24 protein-coding genes are annotated in these 22115 nt (G+C 71.6%); 2 read left to right on the top strand and 22 right to left on the bottom strand.

Annotation, left to right across the window (positions count from 1 at the left end):
• Positions 1–128: transposase (locus ACIQI7_RS15835; protein ID WP_401106869.1), on the bottom strand; the 128-nt coding region annotated here is incomplete at its 3' end.
• A gap of 306 nt (positions 129–434) precedes the next feature.
• Between ACIQI7_RS15835 and tcmP the strand changes: the two genes are divergently transcribed.
• Positions 435–1592, top strand: a complete 1158-nt coding sequence (gene tcmP / locus ACIQI7_RS15830; RefSeq protein WP_401109723.1) for a three-Cys-motif partner protein TcmP — start codon at positions 435–437, stop codon at positions 1590–1592.
• On the opposite strand, the gene ACIQI7_RS15825 is transcribed toward tcmP, so the two are convergent.
• The 20 genes from ACIQI7_RS15825 to ACIQI7_RS15730 all read right to left on the bottom strand — a co-directional run bounded on the left by ACIQI7_RS15825 (position 1582) and on the right by ACIQI7_RS15730 (position 18648).
• Positions 1582–2328: a DUF5131 family protein gene (locus ACIQI7_RS15825; protein WP_401109720.1), complete on the bottom strand. Its 747-nt coding sequence runs from the start codon at positions 2326–2328 to the stop codon at positions 1582–1584. The genes tcmP and ACIQI7_RS15825 overlap by 11 nt on opposite strands.
• A gap of 425 nt (positions 2329–2753) precedes the next feature.
• Complete coding sequence (locus ACIQI7_RS15820) at positions 2754–4691, bottom strand: tetratricopeptide repeat protein (protein ID WP_401109717.1); 1938 nt, start codon at positions 4689–4691, stop codon at positions 2754–2756.
• Between the two features lie 173 nt (positions 4692–4864).
• Positions 4865–5782 carry a glycosyltransferase gene (locus tag ACIQI7_RS15815; protein WP_401109714.1) on the bottom strand — a complete coding sequence of 306 codons (918 nt, stop codon included), beginning with the start codon at positions 5780–5782 and terminating at the stop codon, positions 4865–4867.
• A 39-nt stretch (positions 5783–5821) separates the two neighbouring features.
• Positions 5822–7696 carry a glycoside hydrolase family 15 protein gene (locus ACIQI7_RS15810; protein ID WP_401109711.1) on the bottom strand — a complete coding sequence of 625 codons (1875 nt, stop codon included), beginning with the start codon at positions 7694–7696 and terminating at the stop codon, positions 5822–5824.
• A gap of 328 nt (positions 7697–8024) precedes the next feature.
• Positions 8025–8177, bottom strand: a complete 153-nt coding sequence (locus ACIQI7_RS15805; protein ID WP_401109709.1) for a hypothetical protein — start codon at positions 8175–8177, stop codon at positions 8025–8027.
• A 10-nt stretch (positions 8178–8187) separates the two neighbouring features.
• Positions 8188–8610, bottom strand: a complete 423-nt coding sequence (locus ACIQI7_RS15800) for an amidase (protein ID WP_401109706.1) — start codon at positions 8608–8610, stop codon at positions 8188–8190.
• A 29-nt stretch (positions 8611–8639) separates the two neighbouring features.
• Positions 8640–9239 (bottom strand): GTP cyclohydrolase I, encoded by a 600-nt coding sequence (gene folE / locus ACIQI7_RS15795; protein ID WP_401109704.1) that lies wholly within the window; start codon positions 9237–9239, stop codon positions 8640–8642.
• Between the two features lie 47 nt (positions 9240–9286).
• A complete protein-coding gene (locus ACIQI7_RS15790) occupies positions 9287–9907 on the bottom strand; it encodes a PIG-L deacetylase family protein (protein ID WP_401109701.1) in 621 nt (206 codons plus the stop codon).
• The gene (locus ACIQI7_RS15785) at positions 9901–10734 is read right to left on the bottom strand and encodes a 5'-3' exonuclease H3TH domain-containing protein (protein ID WP_401109698.1); all 834 of its coding nucleotides are present in this window, start codon (positions 10732–10734) and stop codon (positions 9901–9903) included. The genes ACIQI7_RS15790 and ACIQI7_RS15785 overlap by 7 nt, the downstream gene beginning before the upstream one ends.
• Before the next feature lie 29 nt (positions 10735–10763).
• Positions 10764–11897, bottom strand: coding sequence for a glycosyltransferase family 4 protein (locus tag ACIQI7_RS15780; protein WP_401109695.1), 1134 nt, complete (start codon positions 11895–11897; stop codon positions 10764–10766).
• Positions 11894–12451 carry a phosphoribosyltransferase gene (locus ACIQI7_RS15775; protein ID WP_401109692.1) on the bottom strand — a complete coding sequence of 186 codons (558 nt, stop codon included), beginning with the start codon at positions 12449–12451 and terminating at the stop codon, positions 11894–11896. Before ACIQI7_RS15775 ends, ACIQI7_RS15780 begins: the two co-directional genes overlap by 4 nt.
• Positions 12448–13395: a radical SAM protein gene (locus ACIQI7_RS15770; RefSeq protein ID WP_401109691.1), complete on the bottom strand. Its 948-nt coding sequence runs from the start codon at positions 13393–13395 to the stop codon at positions 12448–12450. The genes ACIQI7_RS15775 and ACIQI7_RS15770 overlap by 4 nt, the downstream gene beginning before the upstream one ends.
• Positions 13392–14429, bottom strand: a complete 1038-nt coding sequence (locus tag ACIQI7_RS15765; protein ID WP_401109688.1) for a glycosyltransferase — start codon at positions 14427–14429, stop codon at positions 13392–13394. The genes ACIQI7_RS15770 and ACIQI7_RS15765 overlap by 4 nt, the downstream gene beginning before the upstream one ends.
• A complete protein-coding gene (locus ACIQI7_RS15760) occupies positions 14429–14872 on the bottom strand; it encodes a hypothetical protein (RefSeq protein ID WP_401109685.1) in 444 nt (147 codons plus the stop codon). Before ACIQI7_RS15760 ends, ACIQI7_RS15765 begins: the two co-directional genes overlap by 1 nt.
• Positions 14869–15432 (bottom strand): formylglycine-generating enzyme family protein, encoded by a 564-nt coding sequence (locus ACIQI7_RS15755; protein ID WP_401109683.1) that lies wholly within the window; start codon positions 15430–15432, stop codon positions 14869–14871. The genes ACIQI7_RS15760 and ACIQI7_RS15755 overlap by 4 nt, the downstream gene beginning before the upstream one ends.
• 11 nt (positions 15433–15443) lie before the next feature.
• Positions 15444–16226 carry an RNA-directed DNA polymerase gene (locus ACIQI7_RS15750; RefSeq protein WP_401109681.1) on the bottom strand — a complete coding sequence of 261 codons (783 nt, stop codon included), beginning with the start codon at positions 16224–16226 and terminating at the stop codon, positions 15444–15446.
• 160 nt (positions 16227–16386) lie between these two features.
• On the bottom strand, positions 16387–17100 hold the full coding sequence (locus ACIQI7_RS15745; protein WP_401109678.1) for a 7-carboxy-7-deazaguanine synthase QueE: 714 nt from the start codon (positions 17098–17100) through the stop codon (positions 16387–16389).
• The gene (locus tag ACIQI7_RS15740; protein WP_401109675.1) at positions 17097–17498 is read right to left on the bottom strand and encodes a 6-pyruvoyl trahydropterin synthase family protein; all 402 of its coding nucleotides are present in this window, start codon (positions 17496–17498) and stop codon (positions 17097–17099) included. The genes ACIQI7_RS15745 and ACIQI7_RS15740 overlap by 4 nt, the downstream gene beginning before the upstream one ends.
• Positions 17495–18205, bottom strand: coding sequence for a 7-cyano-7-deazaguanine synthase QueC (gene queC, locus ACIQI7_RS15735; RefSeq protein ID WP_401109672.1), 711 nt, complete (start codon positions 18203–18205; stop codon positions 17495–17497). Before queC ends, ACIQI7_RS15740 begins: the two co-directional genes overlap by 4 nt.
• Positions 18206–18384: 179 nt before the next feature.
• The gene (locus ACIQI7_RS15730; RefSeq protein ID WP_401109669.1) at positions 18385–18648 is read right to left on the bottom strand and encodes a hypothetical protein; all 264 of its coding nucleotides are present in this window, start codon (positions 18646–18648) and stop codon (positions 18385–18387) included.
• A 263-nt stretch (positions 18649–18911) separates the two neighbouring features.
• Between ACIQI7_RS15730 and ACIQI7_RS15725 the strand changes: the two genes are divergently transcribed.
• The gene (locus ACIQI7_RS15725; protein ID WP_401109667.1) at positions 18912–20246 is read left to right on the top strand and encodes a helix-turn-helix transcriptional regulator; all 1335 of its coding nucleotides are present in this window, start codon (positions 18912–18914) and stop codon (positions 20244–20246) included.
• Here the strand turns inward: ACIQI7_RS15725 and ACIQI7_RS15720 are convergent.
• Positions 20224–22014, bottom strand: coding sequence for a S9 family peptidase (locus ACIQI7_RS15720; protein WP_401109664.1), 1791 nt, complete (start codon positions 22012–22014; stop codon positions 20224–20226). The two genes, ACIQI7_RS15725 and ACIQI7_RS15720, sit on opposite strands and share 23 nt — an antisense overlap.
• Between the last annotated feature and the right edge of the window lie 101 nt (positions 22015–22115).

Below are 22115 nucleotides of genomic sequence, written 5' to 3'. Positions count from 1 at the left end.
AGCCGCCACAGCACCCCGTTGACCACCTGCCGGTGATCCCGCCAAGGACGCCCGGCACCATCCCGCTGCGGCAGCAACGGCTCAATCCGAGCCCATGCAGCATCCGTTATCTCTCCTCGACCCACCACAAGATCAATTATGAGACACGGCCTAGACCGCAACGACGCCGCGTCGTCCGCTGGAGGCACCTCGTCAGCGGGCGATGGGCGGATCGTAGGAGTCGACAGCCCTACCTGAGCAATGTCGCGAGCGGCCTCCTCAACACCGCGCTGTTCGGTGTAGCCAGCACGATTCCGGCTTCCGGGCCGGAGGAGGACGCCGAACTGTACCGGCGCTGGAGAGGATGGCCCGCACGTGCTCTTTACGGGACGCGCGCACCTCGTCCACCCTGGATCGATCAGCGGTTGGGATTGGCCGACGGCGAAGGGGGACGCATGTCGAAGGGCACGTCGGGGGAGTACTGGTCGGAGCCCGAGCTGCCGAGTGTCTTCAAGCACGCGTTGCTGAGCCGCTACATGCCCAAGTTCGGCGGGATGACCGGAGCACACGGTGGGCGAGTGACCTACCTCGACGGGTACGCGGGTGAGGGCCGTTACGAGAACGGCGAGCCCGGCTCGGCCGCTCACATCCTGCGAATCGCGGCTGATCACCAGGCGACGGCGGGTATCCGCTGGACCTGCTTCTTCGCCGAGAAGTCAGCGCCGTCCTTCGCCCAACTCGGCTCGTTGATTGCCGAGTACCAGGCACGAGGGGTCGATGCCAGGGCGTTCCGCGGCGACGTCCTCGGCTACCTGGACGAAGTGCTCGCTGCGGCGGCGGGCCGCCCGCTGTTCCTCTTCCTCGACCCCTGTGGGCTCGCCCTGCCCTTCGACCGCCTCAAGGACGTGCTCGCGCGAAGCCGGCCGGGACGGAAGCCGCCGACCGAGTTCCTCCTCAACTTCAGCATGATGGCGATCCGCCGGATAGGCGGCAACTCGAAGTCCCCTAAAGGGATCGAGCGTACCAACGAGCGCCTCGACGAGGTGTGCGGCGGACCGTGGTGGCGGGACTTCTTCGCGGGAGGTGACAGCCGCGAGGCGGACGAGAAGGTTGCCGCGGAGTACAGCGCCAGGCTGGGCAAGGCCGTCGACATGCAGATGCGCTCCGTACCCGTCACCAAGGCACCAGGGCACAAGGCCGTCTACAACCTGGTCTTCGGCACCCGCAGCCAGCACGGCTTGTGGGCATTCGGCGACGCGCACGCCCGGGCCCGCGACACCTGGTGGCAGCAACTCGAACTCCAGGAGGAGGAGACGAACGACGGACTGTTCCCCGTCGTCAGCCTGCAGCGCCCCGATCCGCAGAAGGTCCACGAGCGTGCCGTACCCGCGATCGCCGATAACCTCGCGACCCTGCTGCGCCACGGGCACACCATCAGGCTGGTCGACCACACGCTGGAGGTGTTCGGCGAGTACTACGGGCAGGTCACGGAGAAGGCGGCGCGCGATGCGATCAAGCTTCTGCACCGCAGGGGCGGGACGCCGAGCGACGGCAGGAGCCACCAGCGCGAGAAGGTCTACGACCTGCTGGTGAGACCGCCGGTCACGCGCTGACCGGAAGCGGCATCTGGTCCCAGGTCCGTCCGTCCAGCAGCCGGCCGCCAGCCTTGGGCGTGCGGCCGCCCCACTGCTTGAAGAAGAACGGCACCTCCTTCTCCAGACACGCGTCGCGCACCTGCCTGGCCCAGCCCGCCGCCATCGGACGGTGGGCGGGGCCCGACTCGCCGCCGACGATCACCCAGTGGATTCCGTCCAGATCGAGCCCGTCAAGCGGACCGAGGAGCGGCTCGCAGGACAGGAACCGCACCGCCGCCGGGACGACGCGCAGGTCGTCGACCCGGTCGAGCTCGGCCGCGGTCTCCACGGACACCCCCATCCACAGGTTCGCCGGCCAGTCCAGCCGGTCGGCGACGCGCCGGAGCCTCCTGGTCCGCTTGGTGAGCACCTGATAGGTGTGCTGAGGAGTGTCCGCCATCACCGCGAACACCTGACGCACGAAGTCGAGCGGGACCTTCGCGTGGAAGAGGTCCGACATCGAATTCACGAACACCGTCCGCTGGCCCTTCCACCCGTAGGGTACGTCCAGGGCGTCCCGATGAAGGGTGAGGGCGAAGCCCGGGCCGGATGTCCGAGGATCGCCGTCGGCCTGGTACTTGGCCGCGCCCATCGCTTTCAGCCGCTTCGCGAGCGCGAGGGCGTAGCAGTTATCGCAGCCGGCCGAGACCCGGTCACATCCGGTGGTTGGGTTCCATGTCGCCTCCGTCCACTCGATGCCACTGCGATCACTCACTGCCAGCTCCTTACCGCTGCCCTCCGGCAGCCACCGCCACCGCTTCGCTCCGCCACGGGCGGCACGGCACCCGCCCTACCATCCTCCGCTGACGCTGGCCCTGTCGAACCGGCTGGTCACACCCGCCGGTAGCGCGGGTGCACAATGTGCTGATCACTGGCCGACTCCGGTCCAGACCGGCACGTTGGGGTGGATCGCATCGAGCGGGGTGGCCGAGGACGGCGTTGCCGTCCACCGGCAGGCTCTCACCGCCGCTCTCACCGGTCGGCGTGCAGGCCAACAGAAGCAGATGGGGCGGCTGCGGTCATAGTGCGCAGAAACATTGTCCTTCCTGGAAGTGAGGGAAGGCCGGGTGTTGTCCGGCACGATGAGCTGTCGGGTTCGCGTTCGGGCGCCGGTCGGGCCACGTGGTCGGCGATCGGTGTTCACTCGGTCAGCAGCGCAAGCAGTCGGCTCTGCAGGCGTTCCACGTCGCGGCTGCTGCCCAGGCTCCGGTACTGGTCCTGGCTGGTGGCGTACCAGCTGGCGGCGACCGCGGGCAGGTTTCCGCGTTCGGCGGCTTGGCCGAGGAACTCGGTGCCGTAGGCCGCCCAGTGGCGGTGGCCGAGCCGTACGAACTCCTGCACGGCGATGTTGATGGTGGTGGCCGCGAGTTCGTGCTCGTCGGCCAGGGACTGGGCCTCGCCGAGGAAGACCTTTGCCCGGGCCACGTTCAACGGGTCGGGAGGGGTGAGCGATTCGAGGTCGGCGAGCGCCTGCCGGAGCAGCGGGATGCCGAGGTCGGTGTTGCCCTGGCGGGCGGCGGCGGAGCCGAGGAGGATCTCGGCGAGGCCGGCGCCGCGGCGGTCGTCGAGGTCGGCGTAGAGCTCGATCGCGCGGGCGAGTTCGGGCTCGGCGGCGGCGTACCGTTCGGCGTCGTACAGGGTGGCGCCGATCCCGGCGGTGCACTGGGCGGTTCCGTCGGGGTCCTGGTCCTCGGTGGCGAGGATGCGGGCCTCTTCGTAGAGCCGGAGTGCGTCCTCGTGCTGCCCGGTGCGTTTGTGGGAGATGGCCAGGGTGGTGGTCATCTCGCGGATGGCCATGCGGTGGCCCCATTGGCGGGCGGCTTCCACGCCCAGTTCGTGGCAGGTGAGGCTAAGGTCGGTGCGGCGGAGGCGGTGGAACAGGGGCCACAGGTCGTGGACCAGGACGGTGAGGGCCTGGTGTTCGCCGAGGTCCCGGGCGGCGGCGAGGGCGGGCAGAACGGAGGGGGTGATGGCTTCCAGCCAGTCCAGGGCGGTGCGGTCGTCGCCGATGCGTGCCGCCTGGGCGGGGTGGTGGCGGTGCTGGCGCGGCAGGGTGCGGTGGTGCGGGGTGAGGATTCGTACGGTGGTCTGGGCGTTGTAGATCAGGTAGTCGAGGTGGCGCTGGACTACGGGCCGGCGGGCGTTGGCGGGGCTGTGGAGCAGGTCCCGGGCTTCAGGGCGGATGCGGTAGACGTCGCCGCGCACGTTCTGGCGGCCGATGTGCTCCAGCAGGTTCCGGGCCGCGAGTTCGTGCAGCAGGTGCAGGCTCTGTTCGGCGGGGGTGGCGGTGGCGGCGGCCACGGTGAGGGGGTCGAGGTCGGGCGTGGGGATCAGGGCGGCGAGCCTCAGCAGCCGTGCTTCGGGCTCGGGCAGGGCCGCGAGGGCGAGGGCGGTGGTCATCAAGACACTCTCCGGATCGGTTGAGCTCAGGGCGGGGTGGGAGACGAGGGGGCGCGCGGGGGTGAGGACGGCCTCGCCGGCGGCCAGGCCCACGGCCAGGGGGTTGCCTCCGCAGGCGCGGGCGAGGGCTTCGGCGGCGGCCGGCTCGGCGCGTACCCGGTCTGCGCCGAGGATGCGGCCGAGGAGGGCGACGGCGTGGGCAGGGGCGAGCGGGCCCAGCTGGTGGTGGTGTGCTCCGTGGGCGGCGAGCGCGGGCATCGGCGAGCGGCTGGTCACCACGACGAGGCACTCCGAGTTCGCGGGGACCAGCGGCAGGACCTGCTCAGGGCTCGCGGCGTCCTCCAGTATCACGAGCAGCCGCCGGGTGGCCGCGGTGGAGCGCCACAGGGCCTGCAAGTCCGAAACTTCCCAGGGAAGTTGACTGCCGTCGCCTCGACCGAGGCCTCGCAGCAGGGAGCGGGCGGTCTCGACCGCCGAGGCCGGTCCGCCGGCGCGCAGCTGGACGAGAAGCTGGCCGTCCGGGAACCGTGCGGCGTGCCGATGGCCCCAGCGGGCGGCAAGGGCGCTCTTGCCGATTCCACCCGGGCCGGTGATTACGATGACCGGGGCTGTGCCTTCCGGCCGGACGGCGACGTGCGCGTCCAGCGCGGCCATGTCGTGCTCGCGGTCGGTGAACACGGCCGGAACCGGTGCGAGTTGGCGAGGAACCGGCTGGGCAGGGACGGCGGAATGGAAGTGGACGTCGCCGACTCGGCCGGCTTGTACGACGGAGCCGGTGCGGGCGTCGGCGATGCGGTTGGACACGGACGCCGAGGGCCGGTTGTCGGCGTCGGGTAAGGGGGGTGTCCTTGTCATCGGTGGTGCTCCAGGTTGCGTGCCGCTGGGTCGTCGGGTGGCAGCGTGTGGGGTTTGGTCGTCTCAGCCTGGGCTCGGACCGTCCATTGGCGTCCTGCGCGACCGGGCGACGGGTGGGCGCAGGGGGCGCTGGGTGTGAACGGCTGTTGGACGGGCGGGTGCTGTTCGGTCTGGGGTAGAGGGGCTGCTCGCCGTGTCGGTGACGCGGAATCCGCTTCGTGGGCACGCAGCCTTGCTGCTGCGGCGGTGCCCCGACGGAACCGTTCGGCGGGGTCGCGACAGACCTGGACGAGCGCGGCGGCCAGGTCGTCGGTGTTCGGGTCGGTGACCCATCCGTTGGCCTCGTAGCCACCGTGGACGATCACCTGTTCCGTGTCCGCGTCGGTGAGGACGACCGACGGGGTGGCGCACGCCATGGCCTGCCAGAGGTGAGCTGTGGTGCGCCGGGCGGTGCTGAGGTAGGCGTCCGCGGCGGCGAAGAGCGAGGGCAACTCCGTGGCCGGGACTTCGCCCAGGAGGAAGACGGTGTCGTCGATGCCGGACTTCGCGGCGAGCGACCGGAGGCTGTCGTTGCCGTCAGAGCTGGTGTTCGGGCTGCTGCAGACGACGAGGGCGGGCCGGGCGTCCGGCGCCAGGGCGTGGCGGGCCGTGTCGACGGCATCGAAGAGCAGACGCAGGCGCTCGTACCGGCGATGGCCGAGGACGGTGACGATGACTGGCCTCAGGTAGAGCGCACCGGTCCACAGAGCGGAGAGGTCTGACTCCTCGTACACGCCGACACGGCTGCTAGGCACGTGGGTGGAGCGATACGTGATGAGGAGCTTGCGGAGGACGGCCGCCCGCTCGGTCGGGCGCATCGCCATGGGCTTGAACGAGGTGGTGTCCACCACGGGCAGGGGCGAGGCGCGGTCCACTGTTGTCTCCTTGGCTCGGGCGTCGGGCGGGGGAGTGGCTTAGGCGGAGGTGAGGGTCCGGTGGCCGACGCCGCGCTGACCGGGCAGGTGGGGCGCCGCCGTCCGGGCGAGGTCGGCCGCAGCGTCGATCACCCCGATGTGGCTGAGGGCCTGGGGGAAGTTCCCCCGCTGCCGCTGGTGGGTGGGGTCGTACTCCTCGGCCAGCAGACCGAGGTCGTTGCGCAGCTTCAGGAGCCGGCCGAAGAGCCTGCGGGCCTCCGCGGTGCGGCCGAGGGCGTGAAGTGCGCGGACGAGCCAGAACGAGCAGAGGAGGAAGCTGCCTTCGTGGCCTTCGAGGCCGTCCACGTTGGCGTCGCGGGCGGCGTGGGTGGGGTAGCGCTGGACCAGGCCGTCGACCGTGGAGAGTTCGCGCTGGACGGCTTCGACGGTGCCGATCACCCGCTTGTCGTCGGCGGGGAGGAAGCCGACCAGCGGGATGACCAGCAGGGCGGCGTCCAGGTCCTCGCCTCCGTAGGACTGGGTGAAGGTGTTGCGCTGCGGGTCGTAGCCGTTGGTGCAGACGTCGTCGTGGATCTCGGCGCGCGCCTTGCGCATCCGGGCGAGTACGTGTTCGTGCGAGCTGCCCCTCCGGGCGAGCAGGGTGATCGCGCGGTCCAGGAAGACCCAGGCCATGACCTTGGAGTGGACGAAGTGCCGTTGGGGGCCGCGGACCTCCCAGATGCCCTCGTCCGGCTGCCGCCAGAGTCGGATGACTTCGCCGGCCAGGGCGACCAACAGGGCGTCGGCGTTCGGGTCGGGCTCCAGCCCTGCGTCCTCGGCGACCAGGAAGGCTTCGGCGATGTGGCCGTAGACGTCGAGCTGCAGCTGGTCGGCGGCGCCGTTGCCGACCCGGACCGGGAGGAAGCCGGCGAAGCCCGGCAGGTGGCTCAGAACCCGTTCGGTGAGGTCGGTGCCGCCCCCGAGTCGGTAGATGGCCCGGACGTCGCCTGAGAGCTCGATGCTGCGCAGCAGCCAGTTGCGCCAGGCCCGGGCCTCGGCCCGGTGGCTGCCCGAGCGCAGGAGCGCGGCCACGGTCATGGCGCTGTCCCGGGGCCAGGCTGCCCGGTAGTCCCAGTTCCGCTCGCCGCCGAGCTCCTCGGGCAACGACGTCGTGGGTGCGGCGACGATGCCACCGGTCGGGGCGTGGGTGAGGGACTTGAGCACCGCGGCCGAGGAGAGGACGGCCTCCCGGTACGGGCCGGGGTAAGTGCAGCGGCTGGTCCAGACCGACCAGCCGCCGAGGGTGTCGGTGACCATGGCGAGGCCGTCGGGGACCACGGGTTCCGGCTCGGCACCGGCGCGCCAGGTGATGGTGAAGGCGATCTGGTCGCCCGGCTGGACCGTCACGTCCGCGTAGGCGGTATGCCGGTCGTCGAGGCTGTGGCCCGGACCGTCGAGCCACAGCTCGTCCGTCCTGTGCGCGAAGACGGTCCGGTGAGCGGCGCCCTGGCGCAGGAACCGGAGCAGTGGCGTCGTGAGGCCGTAGCCGAAGGCGGCCCGAAAGCGCGAGCGCATCCGGACCCGGCCGCGCAGTCCGGTGACGATGCGGACGACCTGGGCGCCCGGCACGGCGCCGTCGATCGGGACCGGCATGAAGTCGGTGACCCGCACCACGCCGGAGGGCGTCTCCCAGTCCTGGTCGAGGACGGGGGAACCTCCCTGGTACGTCCGCCGGGTGAGGGTGGCATGGGCGATGTCCGCCGGGGCGAGACGCCAGAAGCCGTGGTCGTCGGTGCCGAGCAGGCGGGCGAAGACGGCGGGGGAGTCGGGCTCGGGCAGGCACAGCCACGTGATTGTGCCGCTGCGGTCGACGAGCGCGGTGGAGCGGCTGTTGCCCAGCAGGGCGTGGTCCTCGATCAGCGGGCTCTTGGTCACGGAAGGTCCTGACGGTGGGTGGGATTGAGGGTGGTGGCGCGGCGGCTGGCGGCTCAGGAGGGTCCGGGCGGCGGCGTTCACGGTGGCGTCGAGCGTGCGGTGCACCACGAGGCCGGACGTGCGCTGCTCGACCGCCCGGTGCGTCCTGACCTGCCAACCGATACGGGGGTCGCAGCCGACCACCACGCGCGGGCACAGAGGGTCGTCCCGGTAGGGCGGTGGGCGCGCAGGACCGGCCAGGGGCCGAGCGGAAGCGACGCCAGGATCAGATCGGCGTAGGTCTCCGCCCGGCCTGTCCAGCTGCTGCGCCACGCTCCGTACAGGTCGGTCAAAACGAGCGGATCGAGTACGGTCCCGCGGAAGACGGCTTGGTGCTGCCAGCGGGGCGGCCGGTGGCGAGTCCGGCCAGCAGGACGACCTTGCCGGCGCCGGGGAACGGCAGCTCGGGCGCCTTGAGGTGCCTCAGCGGCGGTACGCCCATGGCGGGATGGTCAGACGGGACGAGGAGCGTTGAGGGTCGCCTCCGTGAACGCCTTGACGGTGTCGGCACCGTGACCCAGTCGCCGAAAGCGGTCGATCGCCAGGAGCAGGGCCTGCGCGGCGGTGTCCGCCGCGTGGATTCCGGCGGGGCTGCCGGGCTGGTCGGTGCCGTCGCCGATCCACTCGGAGAGCTTCTCCACGCCCAGGTCGTCGAGGAGGAGGCCGTGGGCGGCGTAGACCTCGCCGACGACGCCGGACACGGCCTCCAGTCGGGCGGAGGCCTCGCGCTCGCAGCGCAGCCCGGGGGTCCGGGGGAAGACCTCGGGGACGTAGGTGCAGCCGGCCGGAGGAGAGGCCTGAAGCTGCTGCCAGACCTCGGCCGGTGCCGCGTCGGCGCCCAGCGAGGCGGTGAGGGTGAAGATGTGCGAGGGCATGGTTGGTTCCTGGGGACTGAGGACGGTGGTTACGCGCGGGCGGGAAGAGCGAGGCGTTCGATGCGGGCGGCCAGGTCGGGGTCGCTCTCGGTGCAGCCGAGCCTGCACATGGTGGTGGTGCGCACCGCGGGGGTCTTGACGCCGCGCATGCTCATACACAGGTGCTCGCCGGTGGTGAAGACGGCGACGTCGTCGCTGCCGGCGGCTTTGGCGAGGTCATGGGCGACGTCGTGGGTGATGCGCTCCTGCAGCTGAAGGGCGTGGGTGTGGGCCTCCAGGTGCCGAACGAGCTTGGACAGGCCGAGGACGGTGGTACCCGGCACGTAGGCGATGGAGACGTCGAGGCGGAAGGGCAGCAGGTGGTGCTCGCAGACGCTCCACGCTCCGATGCCGGTCAGCAGGACGAAGTCGTCGTACTGGCCCTCGTGGGCGAAGCTGGTGTCGAGCTTGCCGGGGTCGTGGTCGAGGAACTCGCCCCACCATGCTGCGAACCGGCGGGGTGTGTCCTTGAGGCCGGCGCGGTCGGGGTCCTCGCCGAGAGCGAGCAGCAGCTCGCGGGTCAGCTCTTCGACGCGCGGACGGTCGACGCGGCGGCGCTGGGCGGGTACGGGTATGGGTGTCATGGTCATGCCCTATGGGGTGAGTTGGAAGTGGGCGGGTGGAGAGGAGCGACGCATCAGAGGTGGGAGGCGCCGGGCAGGCAGCCGAGGATCGGCACGGCGGTGAACGCCTCCGCGTATCGGGTGCCGATGCGGGCGCCCCAGAGCCGGCCGAGGTTCTCGGCCATGGGCCCGAAGTGCTGCTCGATCGGCTGGCTCGCGTGCTCGTACAGCGCGGCCATCTTGGTGTCGAAGGTCGCGGTGGCATCCACGATCACGTCGGCGCGCACCGGGCCGTCCAGGGTGAGCGAGTTGTACGTGTCGCAGGTGTAGAGGCGGCTCGGTCGGCCGGTGGCGATCCGGGGCTCGGGGACGGCCGCGAGCACGGCGGTGGCGACCTCCCGGTGCTCGGGGTGGACGTCGTTGAGCGGGTGGGTGATGACGATCTCCGGCTGAGCCTCTAGCAGCAGCTCCTGTACGGTGGCGTGGTCGAGCCGGGCCACCTGGCGCAGCTCCACCCCGAGCGCGGCGGCGCCCTTGCGGGCCTCGGCGTCGCGGACGTCGTCGCGGTGCGGGACGACGACGGTCACGACGGCGGACCAGGCGTGGAGGGCGAGGGTGGCGCCGGCCCACAGCTCGGCGTCGTCGGGGTGCGCGAAGGCGGCCAGGACCGAGCCCGGCCCGGCACCGCTCACCACAGCCCGAGCTTGTCGACGACGTCGGCGGGCTTCGGCAGCTGCGGGCTGGACTCGCTGCGGAGGGCGACGGGCACGGCCAGGTCGCGGCGCACTGTGATCATCGCCTCCCACCGCAGCACGTCGGCCCAGGCGGTGGTGATCGCCGTTCCCTTGGCGCCGGTCAGCCGCCCGGAGCCGGGCAGGTCGTGCAGTCGCATGCCGTCGCGCAGCAGCGTGGCGGCGACCTTCGGCCCGATGCCGCGGACGCCGGGGATGTTGTCGGACTTGTCGCCGGTCAGGGCGCGGAAGGCCGGCCACTGGGCGGGAGTGACGCCGTACCGGGTGAGGACCTCGTCGGCGGTGATGATTCGCTGGGAGGACTTCCGGGAGCGGTTGAGGATGCGCACGCGGTCATCGAGGAGCTGGTAGAAGTCCATGTCCCGTGACATGACCAGGACCGGCCGCGAGGCGGCGGCCCGGGTGGCGAGGGTGGCGGTGACATCGTCGGCCTCGGCGTCACCGACCTCGACCCACCGGATCCCGTACGCGTCCAGGCCGTCCTTCACCGGGGTGAGGAACTGCAGCGGCTTGAGCGCTTCCGGGGTGGCCTCCCGGTTCGCCTTGTACTCCTGATCGGCGGCCACCCGAGCGGCCGTGCCGTGCTCGCCGTCGAAGACGACCAGGACCTCGGGCTGCTCGACGTCGAGGTCGTCGCGGATCGCGGCGCGCAGCAGGGCGAAGAAGGCGAACAGCCCGGTCAATTCGCGGGACTTGTCGCGGGAGAAGACCGGCGCGGGGAAGCCGAAGGTGCCCGCCCACAAAAGGTTGAACCCGTCGACGAGCAGCAACGGCGCAGGGGCTACAGGGTTTTCGGGCATCACGACACCGCCTCCAGGAAGAAGTCAGCGATTCGGTGCGGCTCGAACTCGGCCGCCCTCCGATACACGGTCTGTGTAGTCGCGGCGTACAGTATGTCATCTTCCAGAAGGGTTTGCGCCGCCTTGTGGAGGGCGGCCGGGCCTTCGTCGTGGCCGACGAGCAGGTGGTCGCCGTCGCCGGTCGGGCTGATCAGGGCGGGCAGGTTGCCGACCCGGTAGGCGACGACCGGGGTGCCCACACTCATCGCCTCCAGCGCCACCAGGCCGAAGGTCTCCTTGTGGCTGGGCACGATCACCACGGCGGCACCGGCGAGCCAGGGCAACACCTCGTCCCAGGCCAGCGCCCCGCGCAGACGGACGCCCGGGACGCGGGCCGCCGCCGTGCGGCAGGCGTCGAGGAGTTCGGACTGAGACCCCGCGCTGTCCTCGAACCCGGCCTCGGCGAGCGCCACCTCAACGGGCCGGTCCCAGCCGGAGGCGGTTTCCAGCAGGTCGAGCACGCCCTTCTCCGGCCCGAGCCGCGCGAGGACGCGCACAGGGCCGTTGCGCCGCAGTTGCTCACGGAGCTCGGGCGCGGGCGGGGTAACGGTGGGGTCGGGCAGGAGCGCGTTGGGGACGACGCGGAGGTTGCGCGGGCCCCAGTCGGCCAGCTCGTCGCGCACGACGGCGGAGGGTACGAGGACGCGGGTGGCGCGGGCGAGCGCGGGACCGGCGTCGAGGGTGTGCGGCTTGACGTGGGCGGCGAGAGCGCGGCGGACGTGGCCGGGGATGTCGCCGCGAAGGCGGCCGAGGCCCCACAGCGCGTCAGTGAAAAGGACGGTGTCGATGCGGTGTTCGGTGATCAGGTCCCGGATCTGACGGGTCAGCCGGGTGTCCTGGTAGGTGACGGCGTTGCGCAGCACGGCGTCGTCGCACGGGAACTGCACGTCGTCGAGGCGCAGTCGGGCGACGGTGACGCCGGGGAGGCCGGGGCCTTCGGGCTGGGGCGCGGCGGTGGCGATGACGGGCCGGTGGCCGTTTCGGGCGAGGCCGAGGGCGAGCGCGGCCGTCGCGCGTTCGATGCCGGCCGGGGCGTCAGAGGTCCAGGAGACGAGGACCAGCAGGACGCCGCGGGAGGCGGGGCGGAGGATCACCGGGCACTCACCCACTTCAGGGTGGGCACGGGCCGGGTCAGGCCGTGGTGCGGCGTCTCCCACGGGAAGACCACCCAGTCGTCGACGTTCCAGGCCCACCGGTCGGGGTTCTGCACGCAGCCGCGGTTGCGGAACAACGCCGCCGTCATGATCTCGGCGCTGTGGTCGAGCCGGTCGTTCAGCGCGTCCGAGACGGCGGCGAACGTGGCTCCGGTGCCGGCGATGTCGTCCACGAGGAGCACCGTCCCCGAGAGGCACTCGGGCAGCGTGTCCGGGAGCACGACCTCGACGTCGCCGGTGGCCTGCTGGAACAGGGCGTTGCTCGTGTTGTGCCTGGCAGTGACGGTGTGGAAGGGCACCTTGAGGTAGGCGGCCATGAGGCGGGCCGGTTTGATCCCGCCGGAGGCGATGCCGATCACGCAGGTCACGTCCGGATCGATCCCGACGACGGACTCGGCGATCAGCCGGGCCGCGTCGAAGCACTGGTAGTGCGTCGGCGCGAACGGGACGCACTGTGCGAAGACCCGCTTGCCGGCGTGCGAGGAGTTGGTCACGAGGTGCTCCCGGAAGTGGGCAGGCGCAGGTCGTCCGGGCCGGTGACGGGGACGAACGCGGAGATGCCGGTGGCGCCTCGGGTGTTGCGCCAGGCGTAGCCGTCGGCGCGCAGCACGGTGAAGCCGCCCGCGCTGGTGCGGGTGCGCAGCCGGACTCGGACGCCGTCGGGGACGGTGAGCGGGCCGACGATCTCCCGGGCCTGTTCATCGGTGAGCGACTGCTCGGCGGCGAGCGCGACGCCGGAGCCGATGGGGAGCATCTGGAGGAAGGTCACCCCGCCGGCGCCGAGCTGGGCGGCGAGGTCCAGCAGCTCCTGGGCCTCGTGCTGGTTGGACCGCATCAGGACCATCTGGAGCTGCACGAACAGGCCCTCGTCCACGGCGGCGCGAATCCCCGCGACGGCGCGCCGGTAGCTGTCCTGGCCGCGCCAGAGGTCGTGGGTGGCCTCGGTGGCGCCGTCGAGGGAGACCCGGATCGCGTCGAGGGCTTCGGCGAGTTCCTCGGCGCGGCGGGCGAGGTGCCAGCCGTTGGTCGTGCAGCTGACCACGCTGGTGCCCTGGCGGCGAATCGCGCGGGCGAGCTCGGGCAGGTCGCGCAGCAGCAGCGGCTCGCCGCCGGAGATGTCCACGCCCAGCACCCCCGAGGCGGCGATGTGGCCGGCGAGGATGCGTCGCTCGGCCGCGGTGGACTCGCGCACGCTCTTGTCGTCGAGGCACTGCGGGCAGTCCAGGTTGCAGCGCACGATCGGGGACCAGCACATGCTCAGCGGGTATTCGAATGCGAGCGTGGAGGGATCGGCCTCGGGCCAGGCGGCCACCTGCTGGTCGTCCAGGGCGACGCAGCCGGCGGGCAGCGGCTGGGGCGGAACGTGATTGGTGCCCACCGCGGGGTCGTGCACGACGGTGGTGCCGCCGAACGTGGCGACGGCGAAGGCGCGGATCATCGGGTGATCACCTCAGCATCGGTCAGGTGCTTGTCGGCGGCGGTGGTGAAGTCGCGCCCGTGCCCAACGGGCGCGGGCAGGGACAGCAGGTGGCGGTAGCGGGCGAGCGTCGCGGGCCAGGAGGCGAGCTTGGCCTGCCACTGAGCGGCGGCGTCCGGCGGGTCGAGATGGAAGCCGACGGCCTGACGCAGCGGGACGACGAGGCAGCCGGCGGCGATCAGGGCCGCGCCGAGATGGGTGTCCTCCATGCCCCAGCCCAGCAACCCGAACTCCTCGTCGAACCCGCCGACGTCCACCAGCTGCTCGCGCGGCACCGCCAGCAGGGCGGTGACGACCATCCGGGGCAAATCCCAGTCGTAGTAGGCCCGTCCGTACCCGAGGGTCTGGAAGTCGTTGGTGGCGTCGAGCGGGCGTCCGTCCAGCTCGTCGGTGAGCGTGATCCCGGAGTACGGAAGGATCTTGCCCACCGGGGGTCGCCAGGTGACGCGGTGGTCGGCGCCGAGGAGCGGAGGCCCTTCGGGCAGCAGCGGCCCGCCGCCGGGCGACGCCTGGTAGGGGACGTTGTGCCGGAACCCGGTCAGCACGGTGTCGGCCTCGGCGCGCGCGGCGACGTCGGCGAGCACGTGGGCGGGCAACGCCATGTCCGCGTCGACGAACAGGATGGTCGGGGCCTGGGCGAGGCGGGCACCGGCGTTGCGCGCCGCCGCCGAGCCGCGCCGCTGGGACAGACGCACCGCGGTGGTGACCGCCGGATGGCGACGGGCGATGTCGAAGGTCGCGTCCGTCGAGGCGTCGTCGACCAGGATCACCTCCACATCGGCTGCGTGCTGCTGCGCGCCGAGCGCGTCCAGCACCGTCGGCAGGGCGTAGGCGGTGTTGTGGGCAGGGAGCACGACGGACAGCGCCCGACCGACGCTGGCGCCGGCCGGGGTGGGCTGGTGCCAGGCCAGACCGGTGCGCTCGGTGAACCCCGTCGTGAAGTACTGGTGGGTGTTGGCCTGGGTTTTGAGCGCGTCCGCGAGGTTGGTGTTCATCACGGCCACCTCCATTCGTCGAGCACGGCGGCGGCCTGGGGCCAGCCACGGGGGTCGGGGATCCAGTGCAGAACCGGGCGCTCCGGCCGGGCCAGGAGGTCGGTGAGCAGGACCAGGTAGTCGGGTTCGAGGACCAGCAGCACCCGCTGCGGGACGCCGTTCGCGGCGAAGTCGCGCCGCAGCTGGCCGTTCACGATCAGGCGCAGCCCCTCGACCCGGTCGGCGTCGAGGCGCTGGTCGTACGAGGCGATCAGGTCGTCCGCACGAACCAGGCCGAAGGCCGCGGAGAGGAAGCGGATCCGGCTGCGGGCGTGCGGGTGATCGGCGAAGCGGGCGTGCAGCTGAGGGGCGACGCCGCCGGTGTACCGCTCCAGGACGGGTAGGAGGCCGACGTCCGGCGCCTTGCGGCGCGAGCAGCCCGCGATCACGAGGTCGCCGATCACGCTGCCCTCACCACCCGGAAGCCGATGCCCGGCGAGCAGAGCTCGGCCGGCGCGGCGTTCAGGAACGTGCACCGGGCGTACAGCGGCAGGGAGTTGTAGGAGCCGCCGCGGATCACGGAACCGCTGCCGATCGTCTTCGAGGCGGTCCACTCCCAGCAGTTGCCCGCCATGTCCCACAACCCGGTCGGGGTCCGGCCCCGGGGGTGGGAACTGACCGGGGTGAGCCGTCCGCAGGAGTCGCGCAGGTTCGCCCGCCCCTCGTCCGGCTCGTCCTCGCCCCACGGGTACCGACGGCGTTCGGGTCCGGAGGCCGCCCACTCCCACTCCTTCGACAGCGGCAGCCGGCCGCCCAGGTCGGCGGCGATCCGGGCCGCCTTCGCGTGGGCGACCCCGACCAGCGGCCGGTGGTCCGGGGCGAGGCCGAGCTGGGCGGGCGTGACCGGCGTCGCGGTCCACTCCAGGTCGACCACCTTCACCGGCTTCTGCCGGTCGCCGAACAGGCACACACCGCCCGGCACCGGCACCCAGGTGAGCGCGTGGCTGACGAGGTTCGCCATCATCGCTGCCCCCTTCATCCGGCGATCAGGAACAGGTCTTCGGCGTTCACACCGGCCCAGACCTTGGACTTCGCGAGGTTGGGCCGCAGCCCACAGCGCGCCAGCGCCCCAGTGACGGCTTCGAGGGCCTCGCCGGCCTGCTCGGCACCGTCGCAGAAGACGCAGTAGTTGTCCGCGAACCGCACCGTGCGCAGCCCCGCGAGCCGTACGTCCGCCCGGGACAGCCGAAGGTTGAGCAGCAGGGGAGACAGCGCTGTGCCCGGGACGAGTGGACACGGCAACGGCTCCAGAACTTGCTCGAAGAGGCGCAGGAACGAGCCGTCCGCCACGTGCTCGGCCAGCCAGTCGGTGACCTCGGCCGCGCACGAACCCTCCGACACCCGCCGCACATCCACGTCGGCCACCCACCGGAACCCCTCCCGCAAGTGCCGGTCGGAGTCGCGCAGCGCCGTGATCCGGTTCCGCCCGGCCCGGTAGCCCGAGACCCAGTCGGCGAACGCCCGCTGCTCCAGCACCGGCTCGATGGCTCCCCGCATCGCCCGCTGGACGACCCGGTCGGCCACTGTCGGGATCACCGAGGGCATCGTCTTGCCGGTGTACGTGGTGATCGCCACCTCGCGTAGCGGACCGGGCACCCAGGAACCCGTCCGCAACTCCTCGGCCAGGACCTCCAGCCGGCTGTCCATGCCCTGCCGGAACTGCGCCCAGCTCATCCCGTCGGCGCCCGGCGACCCCGCGCGGCGCATGCAGGCCCGCGCCGCGGCCTTCAGATGCCGTGGCTCGACGAGGAACGGCATCAGCGAATGGGCGCGCGGAGAGCGGGAGTTAGCTATAGTGGGCCGTGCCTGGACGGCATGCAGGATCCCGCTCCCCTCTGCACCACATACTTGGCCGCTACCCAACACGCGCGGCCTCGGGGAGTCGGAACGACCGCGCCGTCCAGGCGCCTTGCTGTTCTCACCGACCACGAGTGGCCTCCCAGAGCAGCGTGTGCAGCCGCGGGGTGAGGTTCCAGCTCCGCTCCAGCACCTCGTCCGCCAGCTCCCGCATCCTGCGCAGGACCACCGCGCTGTTCGCCCCCTCCGGCATGACCCACACGTCGGGGAGCGAGAACTCCTCTACCAGTGAGGCGACTTCGTCGAGCTGGCCGGCCTCGTGGACGACGAACTTGAACCGGGCCTTGCCGCAGGCCGCCAAGGCCTCCAGCGCCTCCGGGACGATCCGCCGGTCCCCGGGCGCGGCGAAGGCCTCCAGCTTCGGCGACACGTTGAACGCCGCGACCGAATCCACCAGCTCCGGCAGCGGGATGACGGTGCCGTTCGTCTCCACCTCCACCCGCCGCCCCGACAGCAGCTGCACCAGGTCGATGACCGGGCCCTGCTGAAGCAGCGGCTCACCCCCGGTGACCACCACCAGCCGAGGCGAGCGGGCCATCACCCACGCCGCCAGATCCTCGACGCCGTGCCGGGTGGACACCTCCCGCGGGTCGAACCGGGACCAGTCCCAGGTCTCCGGGGTGTCACACCCCGGGCAGCGGAGGTTGCACCGCGACAACCGGATGAACAGCGACTGCTGCCCGACGCTGGGGCCCTCGCCCTGGAACGTCGGCCCGAAGCACTCCGCCACCAGCAAGCCCTTCCCGCCGGCGATCGCACCCCCGGACAGGCTCACCGCTCCTCCAGCACGAACTCGGCCCAGCTGCTCGCCGTTTCCGACACGCGCACCGACACCAAGCGGCCGGGCAGCGACGGCTCGACGTGCTCCACGAACCAGCAGGCCAGCCAGCCGGCGAGATTCTCCGACGTCGGGACGACCGGCAGGACGTCGTTCAGCACGCGGTGGTCGAGGGTGGAGTCGATGAGCTGCTTCACCGGCGCGAGCTCGCCGAAGTCCGTGACGAAGCCGGGCGCCACCAGCCGGTCGGCGGTGAGAGCGAACTCCACCGCGTAGGAGTGGCCGTGCATCCGCGCACACTGATGCCCCTGGGGCAGGCCGGGCAGGAAGTGAGCCGCCTCGAACCGGAACGCCTTCCCGATCCGGTGCCGGCCGGGCACGACGACCCCGCTCATCGGGCCGCCCCGGTGGGCGAGACGGCGTACTCGGTCGGGTCCTCGACCTCGGCGAGCACGAAGGCCTCGATCCGTTCGGTACACGTCCCGCACGTCCCGCAGTGCAGCTCGCCACCGCGGTAGCAGGACCAGGTGTCCGCGAACGGCACACCGACCTGGTCGGCGACCCGCACGATGTCGGCCTTCGTCTGATCGATGAACGGAGCCAGCAGCCGGAATCCCTCGGCGATGAAACCCTCGTTGCCGACCCGCGCCACCTCGCCGAACGCGTCGAAGAACTCGGTGCGGCAGTCCGGGTAGACGGCGTGGTCGCCGGCGTGGGCACCGAACGCCACCGCGTCCGCCCCCGCGGCGACCGCCGCGCCCACGGCGATCGAGAGCATGATCGCGTTCCGGTTCGGCACCACGGTGCTGCGCATGCTCTCGGCGGTGTAGTGGCCGTCGGGCACCTCGACGGCCGGGTCCGTCAGCGCCGAGCCCGACAGCAGACTGCCGAGTCCGCTCAGGTCGACGATGTCGTGGCGTGCACCGAGACGGTCGGCGATCAGCACCGCGAAGTCGAGTTCCTTCCGGTGACGCTGCCCGTAGTCGAAGGAGAGCAGCGTGAGCCTGCTGCCGCTTTCGGCAAGCCAGTAGGCGACGGTGGTGCTGTCCAGCCCACCGGAGGCGATCACCACCGCGTGCTGCGGGGGTACGTGTTCAGTCATCTCCATACGTCTTCCTCGTAGTCCTCCGCTGTCGGAGGTCGGAGTGAGTCCGGCTGACGCACGTCCGCGACGGGGCCGACTGGTTGGTCGGCAACGCTCGGACGGACTCAAGCCGGTGTGGATGCGAGCGCTATGCTCCAACTGAGCCGGGGGCGCGGATGGGACAGCGAACCTTGTGGTCAGGCCTCGCCGACGTCCGGCGCGGACCGGGATTGGGCCGGTGTGCTCGCGATGTCCTGGTGGCCCAACTCCTGGTTGAGGAGCACCCCCAAGAGGGTGATCGCGAGGACGTTGCCCAGCAACCAGAAGGTCCACATCAGCGCCTCCATCGGGTCGCCGGCCTCCGTGGTCCGGATCCGGGCGGCGGCACTGGGCTGCGGTTGGCGCGAGTTCACCGTCGGTGCGTGTACGGGGTGCGTCGGCGGCGGGAGGTTCGTGGTCATCGGCGTCCTTGTCCGGAGAGCTGCTGGGCCCAGGAGGGGCACTGCCCCTGAGCACGACCGGAGCGCGGTGCCGAGGGGCGTCCGGCTCTGCGGTAGTACGGAGGGGCACCCGATCCGAGGTGCACAATCCTTGGGGGCTCATACGGAAGCAGCTGCCAAGCCCGGTGCAACAGTGCAGACTTGTTGCAAAACGCGGCAGTGATGTTGAAAAAGCGCCGATGACCTGCGCGGTTGGCGCACCAGGAACTCTCGGGGAGATCGCGATGGCACGATGGGGACGGCTCGCCGTGCAGCGCAGGGCCGCCGGCTACACCCAGGAGCAGCTGGCGACGCTGATGGACGTCGACCGTACGACGGTCCACCGCTGGGAGAAGGGCACGGCGACGCCTCAACCGTGGCAGATGCCGAAGCTCGCGAGGTTGTTGAAGGTCTCCGCGACCGAGCTGCGCTCCCTGCTCCACGGAGGACCGGATGCGGTCGATGCGCCGGCCGCCGCTCCGGGGGGCGGCGACGGCCGAGCGGAAGCGGCGCACCAACGCCGCCAGGGCGAGCAGAAGGTGACACCCGTACGGTCGCCCTTGACACAGGTGAGCGGTCTGGTCGCCGACTGGCTGGCCATCAGCTCACCGACCGAAGCGACCGCGCTGGTGCTGCCGGTGACCGAGTCCGACGTCAGCGCCGCCGAGGGGATGCTCGACCTGTTCCGTCAGCTCGACCACACGCACGGGGCTCGGCAGTACCAGCGGCAGGTCAGCTCCTACATCGATAACGACCTCGAAGCGCTTCTCCGCCGCCCGGTCACGGACGAGGCGGTCGCTCGTCGGCGAGCGAGGCTCACGGCCGGTTTCTGCGAGCTCGCCGGCTACCAGGCCGTCGACACCGGAGACCCCGACCAGGCCCAGGCGTACTACCGGCGCGCGCTCACTCTGACGGCCGTGACCAACGATCAGGCGTACAGCGCCTACCTCGTGGCGGTGAACCTTGGGCACCTCGCGCTGCACTGCGGCGATTCGGAGACCGCCTTGCAGTGGGCGGCCTCGGCCCGGGCAGCGGCCGGGACCGCCGCGAGCCCGGCAACCCGGGCCGCCATCACCGCGGTCGTTGCCCGCGCGAACGCCAGGATGCGGCGGGAGGCGGAGGCGACCGAGCTGATCATCCAGGCCGAGAGGCTGCTCGACACCGCTGACCACCAGGACGAGCCCACCTGGATCCGCTACTTCAACCACGCCTACCTCGCGGACGAGGTCGCCCACTGCCTCCACGACCTCGGTCGCGCCCCGGCCGCGAGGAGTCAACTCGCCGACGCCCTCAGCGGCGTGGGTGAGGACCGGGTCCGCCGGCGGGCGATCGACGCCGCCCTGCTCGCCGCCACCTGGTTGCGCACGGGGGACCTCGACCGGGCATGCGCGGCCGGCCGGGACGCCGTGTCCTATGCTGCCCGGACGGGGTCAGGCCGGTGCGTCGAGCGGGTGGCCGGAGTCCTGGCCGACCTGCGGGCCCACGCCGACTACGCCCCGGCCCGGGAGCTTCGCGAGTTCGCCCGGGCCGTGCTACCCGAAGCCGACGGTATAGCCGTCACCCTCTCGGGTGGCTCATGATATGGCGGTAGAAGTCGAGTTCGGCGCGGAGGGCCTGTTCCCGGGCGGCAGGCGCCGACAGGTAGTGGTCGCCGTCGTCCAGCAGCAGGCTGTCGTGCTCACCGCCGAGGGCGGCCAGATCCTGGGCGAACTGCAGTGCCTCCTCGGCGGACGTGATCGTGTCAGCCGTTCCGTGGATCACCAGCACCGGACACCGGACCCGGTCCGCCGTCACCGTTCCGGCGGGCCCTCGCAGCACGGCCGCGTGGGGGCGTTGGAACTCCGGGACGGACAGCTCCCACCGCGCGGGGTCGATGATCGCCGAGGTAGCCGTCGCGCCGGCGAATGGCCCGGGACGAGTCGCCGCCTGGAGTGCCGTGTACCCGCCGGCGCTCGCGCCGCTGACGAACATCGCCCCGGGCAGCGCCACGCCGGTCGAGCGCAGGTGCGCGGCCACCGTGGCACAGTCCTCGACGTCGTACTCGCCCCAACGGCCGTGCAACGCCTGCCGGAAGGTACGGCCCTGGCCGGTGCTGCCCCGGTAGAGGACTTCGGCGACGGCGAAGCCGTGGCTGACGAAGAACTGGGTCGTCCAGTCCAGCCGCAGGGGCACGTCGTCCGTCGGGCCGGGGTGCGCTCGCACCAGGAGCGGCACGGGCGACGCCGCCCCCGACGGCCGGTGCAGCAGGAAGCTCACGCGACCGCTCCCCGCCTGTGCGGTGTCGATCGTTGGCGGGACGGGCGTCCAGGGCGGTGCAGACTCGGACTCGGCGCCCACCTGGACGGCCGGGACGTCGGCTTGTGCTGTGAGGTCGAGCGACCACAGACCCGGAGCGGACGACGGGGTGGAGCCGATCACGGCGAGTCGGTCGCCGTCGACCGCGATGTACGGCTTCACCGAGGTGAGGTTCGGGCCGAGCCGACGCCGTCCGCCTGTGGGATCGACGGCGACGAGTTCCGTGGAGAAGCCGTCCAGCACGGTCAGCACGACGGCACCGTCGGGCCCGAATCCGTACGACCGGTAGCCCGCTTCCCAGGGCGCCGGCGCGCAGTCCGCATCGATGGGCAGGACCGCCGTCACCACGCCGTCGCGAAGCCGGTAGAGGTTCCACCAACCCGTTCGGTCGGACATGAAGTACAGCGACCCGTCCGGCCCCCAGGACGGCTGGACCACGGACTCCGAGGAACTGCCCGCCACGACGCGACCCGGCTCAGGTCGGCTGAGCCGGGTGTCGGCCAGCAGGAGGCGGCTGCTGTCCCACGGCATCCGGTCCCGGCTCCACTCCAGGTACGCCAGGCTGCCCCCTGCGAGCCGAGGGCAGGCGAGGAAGCCGGAGGAGCGAACCAGGACCTGAACGCCTCCAGCCGGAGCCACGGCGACGATCTCGTCCGCACCGTTGTCGCCACGAACCGCGAACACGCCGCCGTTCGGGCCCGGAGCGAGGTCCCCGTACTGTTCGGACCCACGGACGCGCACGATCCTCTCCGGTGTGCGGCCGAGCGGCTGGTGGAAGAGGGAGCCGTCGTCGCCGACGAACCACACCCCGTCCTCCACCACGGCGAAGCTGCCGCCGCCGTAGGCGTGGAGCCCGCTCCCGACGGCGAAGTCGGACGGCGTCACCGCGAAGGCCTCGCCGGAGCGCTCCGAGCACATCACGCGCCGGACCCCGCCGTGATCGGGGTCGGACTGCAGCCACCACAGCGAGCCTGCCACGGCCTGGAGTTCGTCGTAGGCGACGACCTTCCGCGCAACCCACGCGGGTGACAGCCCTGTGTCGTGAGACTTCATGAAAGGGATCCTGCCGAATCACGTCAGTAAGTGCCACCACCGCGAACTGACCGGTACACGACGTCCGGATGCCCAGGACCTCAGCGCTGCTGTTCGGATCC

This window comes from Kitasatospora sp. NPDC092039 (assembly GCF_044756065.1).
Taxonomy (GTDB): domain Bacteria; phylum Actinomycetota; class Actinomycetes; order Streptomycetales; family Streptomycetaceae; genus Kitasatospora.
Note: the sequence above shows the minus strand (reverse complement) of the source record. Positions and strands in the feature narration are given on the sequence as shown.

Excerpts from the sequence above, each read along its gene's own strand:
- tcmP (WP_401109723.1), top strand. The coding sequence starts at position 435 with ATGTCGAAGGGCACGTCGGGGGAGTACTGGTCGGAGCCCGAGCTGCCG.
- ACIQI7_RS15805 (WP_401109709.1), bottom strand. The coding sequence starts at position 8,177 with ATGGGCGTACCGCCGCTGAGGCACCTCAAGGCGCCCGAGCTGCCGTTC.
- ACIQI7_RS15800 (WP_401109706.1), bottom strand. The coding sequence starts at position 8,610 with ATGCCCTCGCACATCTTCACCCTCACCGCCTCGCTGGGCGCCGACGCG.
- folE (WP_401109704.1), bottom strand. The coding sequence starts at position 9,239 with ATGACCATGACACCCATACCCGTACCCGCCCAGCGCCGCCGCGTCGAC.
- ACIQI7_RS15770 (WP_401109691.1), bottom strand. The coding sequence starts at position 13,395 with ATGATCCGCGCCTTCGCCGTCGCCACGTTCGGCGGCACCACCGTCGTG.
- ACIQI7_RS15765 (WP_401109688.1), bottom strand. The coding sequence starts at position 14,429 with ATGAACACCAACCTCGCGGACGCGCTCAAAACCCAGGCCAACACCCAC.
- ACIQI7_RS15755 (WP_401109683.1), bottom strand. The coding sequence starts at position 15,432 with ATGATGGCGAACCTCGTCAGCCACGCGCTCACCTGGGTGCCGGTGCCG.
- ACIQI7_RS15750 (WP_401109681.1), bottom strand. The coding sequence starts at position 16,226 with ATGCCGTTCCTCGTCGAGCCACGGCATCTGAAGGCCGCGGCGCGGGCC.
- ACIQI7_RS15740 (WP_401109675.1), bottom strand. The coding sequence starts at position 17,498 with ATGAGCGGGGTCGTCGTGCCCGGCCGGCACCGGATCGGGAAGGCGTTC.
- queC (WP_401109672.1), bottom strand. The coding sequence starts at position 18,205 with ATGACTGAACACGTACCCCCGCAGCACGCGGTGGTGATCGCCTCCGGT.
- ACIQI7_RS15730 (WP_401109669.1), bottom strand. The coding sequence starts at position 18,648 with ATGACCACGAACCTCCCGCCGCCGACGCACCCCGTACACGCACCGACG.
- ACIQI7_RS15725 (WP_401109667.1), top strand. The coding sequence starts at position 18,912 with ATGGCACGATGGGGACGGCTCGCCGTGCAGCGCAGGGCCGCCGGCTAC.
- ACIQI7_RS15720 (WP_401109664.1), bottom strand. The coding sequence starts at position 22,014 with ATGAAGTCTCACGACACAGGGCTGTCACCCGCGTGGGTTGCGCGGAAG.